Annotated in this window: 5 protein-coding genes and 1 pseudogene; 2 read left to right on the forward strand and 4 right to left on the reverse strand. The window is 29.4% G+C overall.

The window, feature by feature from the left end; all coding sequences use genetic code 11:
- The 4 genes from AMN88_RS03395 to AMN88_RS03410 all read right to left on the reverse strand — a co-directional run.
- Positions 1–390 (reverse strand): hypothetical protein (locus AMN88_RS03395; RefSeq protein ID WP_143323669.1); only part of this gene is annotated, 390 nt, incomplete at its 3' end.
- A 2-nt stretch (positions 391–392) separates the two neighbouring features.
- The gene (locus AMN88_RS03400; RefSeq protein WP_075536426.1) at positions 393–1937 is read right to left on the reverse strand and encodes a tubulin-like doman-containing protein; all 1545 of its coding nucleotides are present in this window, start codon (positions 1935–1937) and stop codon (positions 393–395) included.
- Positions 1934–2503: a hypothetical protein gene (locus tag AMN88_RS03405; protein ID WP_075536427.1), complete on the reverse strand. Its 570-nt coding sequence runs from the start codon at positions 2501–2503 to the stop codon at positions 1934–1936. Before AMN88_RS03405 ends, AMN88_RS03400 begins: the two co-directional genes overlap by 4 nt.
- Before the next feature lie 2 nt (positions 2504–2505).
- Positions 2506–3873, reverse strand: coding sequence for a hypothetical protein (locus AMN88_RS03410; RefSeq protein ID WP_075536428.1), 1368 nt, complete (start codon positions 3871–3873; stop codon positions 2506–2508).
- Between the two features lie 158 nt (positions 3874–4031).
- Between AMN88_RS03410 and AMN88_RS03415 the strand changes: the two genes are divergently transcribed.
- Positions 4032–5093: a S1 family peptidase gene (locus tag AMN88_RS03415; RefSeq protein ID WP_075536429.1), complete on the forward strand. Its 1062-nt coding sequence runs from the start codon at positions 4032–4034 to the stop codon at positions 5091–5093.
- A gap of 4 nt (positions 5094–5097) precedes the next feature.
- Positions 5098–5841: pseudogene (locus AMN88_RS03420) on the forward strand (SH3 domain-containing protein); the annotation flags it as partial.

Consider the following 5841-nt stretch of genomic DNA (forward strand, 5'->3'; position numbering starts at 1 on the left):
AATTTTACCTATGTGAGAATAATTGGAGCCTGATGGAACACCTCCTGTAAAAGGATTATTTTTAATATCTTGAATATTAACAATATTTGAATTCAATTCGTATATATGCTTGTAATAAGGAGCTAAAGCTAAAAGAGCCAATGTTCCTCTCCACTCATCCACAATTGATGCTGTATTGTCTACTAAACCATTTCTAACAATTAAAACTCTAGCCCAAACATCTGGAACAGAATTTATATCTGAAGCTAAAACAACCTCTTCACCACCCATTTTTAAGCCTTTCGCTAATTTACTTAAAAATGTTGCATCCTCTGCTTTCCACTCACCAGATCCAGCTATATTTGGAACTTGGTTTTGATCGTTCAATGGTGGTAGTACTTTTTTAACCATAATTATTGCTCACAAGATCTAAAGAGAATGTCCATAAAAACACCCAAACCCTTTTGATCTCTATAAATTTTTTTGTAACTAATATTGCTCATAATATTAAGTAGTTTTAAATTTTTACTGTCATTGATTAACGTATTGAATTGATTTTTTTCAGATGCATTTAACTTTTCTTTAATATTTACTCTCTTTGAAACATTTTTCGCTTTAAATTCTGAAAAGAAATCAGAAACAATTAAATCCATCTTTTGATCTGTATTAGCTACAGTGGAGTATTGCATATCTGTTATCCAAGTTAATACATCTTGACAGTACTCTTGCATCAAAAGAATTATTTCTTGATTATGCTCATGTCCAACTTCACAAGTTTTTGTATCGTTATTATATGTATTTTTAAATATTAATCTCTTAAACCAATTTTCATTTTGATATTTTTTAATTCTACTCCAACTACCAGTAAGTGCTGGCCCGTACATCCAATTATAAGAGAAGGCAAACCTGATTAATTTGGATATACTTTCTTTAGAATTTAAACTGTTTGATACATTTGGAATATCACTCCATAAAATGTCATTTCCATCATTTTTTCCAATATGAAATATTTCTTGATTTTCGCTAATTGTATTTTCTGAGCTAAAAAATCTTAATGCACCTAATGCTGCATACAGCTCAGGAAACAAGGGTGGATTATTTTGTAGGTTTCCACCCATTTTAAAATTAGCTAATTTTGATAGTGGATCCCAACCTGTTACATAAACTTGATCAAATATTTTATTATATTCAAATAATTTTGAATAATATTCCAATGCACCCTTAGTTTGATCTAAAAACTCCTCTGGTTTAGCAAATAATTCACCATCCATATTTTCTTCTGGTACCTCATAGTTGAAGTATGGCAACATTAATGCTCCCCCTAAATGAAAATTAGATGTAACATTTTTCTCTTGTTGAATTTGTTTTATTCTTCTCGCTATATTTGGGAATCCTGAAGCACCTGTTCCACCAAAAATAGAGCTAATAATAAAAACTCTTACCTGTTCACCACCTCTTGCTGCATCAATGGCTTTATAAATTTGTGACCAAAATGGATCATCCTCGTTTGATGTAGTAGCTAACATTGCTGCTGCACCAATATTTGGTCTTGCTCTAAATCCTTCAGAAAGATTTTGCATCTTTTCTTCAGGATCATACAAACAGTCAATTAAATCCTTAACCTCAGGCTTAAGTACATTGTAATTGATAACCTGTTCTAGAGTTGGATCGGCCCCTTTTAATGGAAGCCATACAGAGTCATTATTTGCTGAAATATTTGTTTTAAATAGATTGCTTTCTTTTGATAAATCGTGCTTAGCTTCATCTCTTAAATTGCTTCTAAGATTCATATATTTACTTAAAAGAATTTTGGTTCGGCTGACATTTCCATTAGCTTCATCCTGATCAACCATTCCAGCCCATAGATTATCTGGACCTAAACCTGCTGAACAGCAATGCAATAAATGCTCTAAGCATTTTGCGCCTGTACCACCGATACCAATTATGAAATTTTTCAAAAGCCCCCCGGAAGTTTATTTGCTAATAAAACTGATGATCTAGCAAATCTAGCAGTCCCTAACAGAACTCCAAGATAATAAGGAACAACATAAATTAATAACGACATGAATATTAATAACCATTGTCCACTAGTCGTTATCCCTTCAGCGGCAGGATAAGTAGTTGAGGAAGTGAAATACCAAGTTATACCAAAAACTAATCCAATAAATATTGCTGACACTATTAACCAATGAATAGCATAAATTTTTGCTTTTCCAGGTGCATCAATATTTAAAAAATGACTAACAATACACCAGCCTATAGTCGTTGAAGCGGTAATAATTATCAATGTTAAATTCATGTGAAAAAAAAGCGTTGTAAAAAAAGATGAGGAAATTTCAGCAAAATTATCAAAGCCTAAATTTTCTATTCTTTCAGATGACATGATATTATCACTGAAAAAACCAACTATATAACTATCTGGTCCTGGATCAGAAATAGACAAAACTGTTATAAAAACACTAAACCATCCAAAAATAGAAAGGCCAACTAAGCCGTAAATAATTGATTGAATAATATTTTTCATAACTATTTTGTTAAATTAAAATCTAAAGCAATGCTAGCAATTAGTGTTGGTTGAAATTCGTCATTTGCAACAGAGTTTAAAATTCTAATAATTTTTTCTAAATTAAGTGTTTTAAATTCAACTGGATTTCCTTCTTTAAATTCTTCAGCATCTGAGGGTCTTATAGACCACTCTCTAAAAGTCTCTTCAGAAATAGTTCCTGGTTTTTGAGCGTAAATTTCTCCTAAATAAAAATATCTCATTCCTCTGAATAGTTTCTTTAAAGATACTTCCTTAAAAAGCTGAACAGCTAGTTTATTGTCAGTTTGTGACCATTGACTTATTGTTTCAAATTTTGATTTTTTCCAATTAATTTTTTTACATTTTGTCTCTTGGCTTACCCATAATTTTTCATTAATATTAAAATCTGAAACTCCCGTTGAGCCCTGTACAATTATTTCATTATTATTTATTGAAAAATTTAATTTTCTTTTTTTATTGGTTTCAAATTTATAAACAGGTAAACCCTGATCTGAATAATCAAATCTAAAACTATCTGCGTTTGAAATATTTTTAATATATTTCTCTGTAATTAATTTTTTTTCATTTAAATTTTGTAAAATTGGTGTGCTCGTAATTAATGAAAATTTAAATTTATCTTCTGGATCTGTAAAATGTTGTTCTTCTAAATTTTTTTTAATTTGATTTATTTCTTTTTGATCTCCAATAATGATTATATAAAACGGTCTTTTTTGAGCCTCTGTATAAGATACTGTTCCACCCTCTCTTTTTGGAATATCATAAATTGTTCCATTAAAGGAACTCATAACTCCGATAATTCCTACAGATTTACCTTTCTTTAAAATTGATTTTAATGGTTTAGTTAATTGATTTAATGTACCTCCTACTAATTGTTTACTTGATAAAAAAAGGTCCGTTACAATTATGTAAGTTCCATCAGGGTTAGCTTTTGCAATTTTAAAAGGTAAATGAATTTTTGATTCTTGGTTATTACATTCAGATGCTGCATCAGTACATTCATAAAATATAGGTTTAATTACTTGTGAAATTTTATTTTCTTTAATTGGTTTGATTGATTTACCAAACTCATGATAGAAAGTTTTGTTCCCTACATTTTCAGCTATTTGCTGCAAATCATCTATAACATTAATATATAAATTATTTACACCTGGTTGATCTTTTGTATAGCCCTGCATACTTAAACTTTTGTCAAAATAAATAAATACGGGCTTATCCTCACTTTCACTATCAACTTGACCAATAGATGGAAATTTAGCTAATTGAAATTCTGGATTACAATCCTCTTTAGCATATGAGATGCCAAAAAAAATAAAAAAACAGCATAAAAAACTTACAAATCTTATAACCATATAAACCTTGTGTATTTTCTACAAAATTAATGTTGTCCCTTGTTTTACAAGTCAGCACAACCAGACTTGATAAGAATTTTATAAAAAAATATTTTAAATTTAAATACTTTAAAGAGTCCAGAATAAAAGTTATGTTTATGTAAAATATTTTTATTTTTATGAATATATTAAATTCATTTTGTTCAAAAAGCCTTATTTTATTGGTTTCTTTATTTCTCTTAAACTCATGCGGCGACAGTGGTGGACAAATTTCAAAAGGTCACAGAGATGCTATAAAAATACAATGCGAAGATTCTTCTGACCCTAAAGCATGTGGAATAGAAGTAAGAAAAAATTTTATTGAAGAAGGAAATGAATTTGTCATTCTTGAAGATGGTGAGCTTGATAAAGATCAAATAAGAAAAATTAAAATGGAATGTATTAGACAGAAAAAATTTGGTCTTGAAACATATAATAATTGCTTACAAGAATACAAAACAGCAGCGATTAATGGAACTTTATTTGAAAAAAAATTTGCAGCTAAGCCAAAAAATAACATAGAAGATTTAGAAGAGTCTGTTGTTTATATAGAGATGGTACTTACTAATTATACCAAAGAGGCTGAATATGTCTTTGGCTCTGGTTCTGGTGTCATAATTAATAAACAAGAAATTGCTACTAATTGCCATGTAGCTATGGCAGAACCAGATAAAGAAACTTTGATACATGCAAGAGATGAGTACAACTGGGATTTTAATAATGACAAAATTAGAAATTTAATTTGGATTAAATTGCTTAATGGAAAGGAATGGGCAGAAGCTGAATTGACTAAAAAAAATATCAACAAAGATATTTGTATTATTAAACACAACCCGAAAGATTTATTTAAAATTTCAATGAAACCAATAGAAAAATTTAAATCGTTTAAAAATTTAAAAAAGGGTAGTTTTGTTAGAGCAATGGGTTCTCCAGGAGGAATGATTGGTCATACTTCAACTGGCGATATTCAGTGGCTTGGCACAGGAGAAGAGCTTGATAGAAATTTTGGTGGACAATTATTAGAAGCATTTGATAAAGATACAAAATTTATTGTTCATGGAGCAAAAGTTCATTCAGGTAGTTCTGGAGGTCCATTGTTTGATAAAGATGGATACATTATTGGATTAAATACATTGATCTCTGATACTGCAGCAGAAAATATAGCTGTATCAGCTGATCATATTAAGGAGTTATTAAAATAAATTCATGAAGAAATTATTTTCACTAAAATTAAGTTCTATTTTTTTATTAACGATTTTTTTATTAACATTTGTATTTATTTCAAATAAAGTAACTGCACATCCCTCAAAAAAACACAAACCAATGGTTTGTATCCTTGAAGAAGACAGAACTAAAGCTCAAAAAAATACGTGTAAAACTGCTTTATTTTTTCATCGGCTTTGTAAACTAGATCAAGATTGTGCAATTCTTGAACTTGAGAAAAGAAAAAAAGAGTTGGAGAATAAAGAAAAAGAAATTCAAGCAAAAGAGGAAGAAATTAAAGGACTAGAAGATGAGATTGGTGGTTTAGCTGATTGTGGAGATATTCCATTTAATCACAAAGCATCTTCAGGTGCTAAAATTTATCAAAAACCTTCAAGTAATTCAAAAGTAGTTGCAGAAGTTAAAAAGGGTCAAGAACTATTATTTTTTGCACCTGCTCAAAAAGATCCCAAATGGAGTTACGTTAAAGTTAAAAAAAATAATAGTTGTGCAGATGGATATATAAAGCAGAAATTTGTAATCAAAAAAGAAAGCGAAGATAAGGTAGTAAAAGTAGGTCCAAAACTAATTAAAATTACCGACCCAGTATTAAGTGACGATGAAAAATTAATGATAATTGATGCAGAGGGTACTATATCTGTATCAGGTGCTATTCAAGACGGCAAAATTGATAAAATTATGATTAATGACGAAGAAGAAATTATAAATAGTGATAATAGTTTTTCA

This window comes from Candidatus Pelagibacter communis, from assembly GCF_001180165.1.
Taxonomy (GTDB): Bacteria; Pseudomonadota; Alphaproteobacteria; order Pelagibacterales; family Pelagibacteraceae; genus Pelagibacter; species Pelagibacter ubique_P.

Bases quoted from the DNA above. Each gene is read 5' to 3' on its own strand.
- AMN88_RS03405 (WP_075536427.1), bottom strand. From the start codon at position 2,503: ATGAAAAATATTATTCAATCAATTATTTACGGCTTAGTTGGCCTTTCT.
- AMN88_RS03410 (WP_075536428.1), bottom strand. From the start codon at position 3,873: ATGGTTATAAGATTTGTAAGTTTTTTATGCTGTTTTTTTATTTTTTTT.
- AMN88_RS03415 (WP_075536429.1), top strand. From the start codon at position 4,032: ATGAATATATTAAATTCATTTTGTTCAAAAAGCCTTATTTTATTGGTT.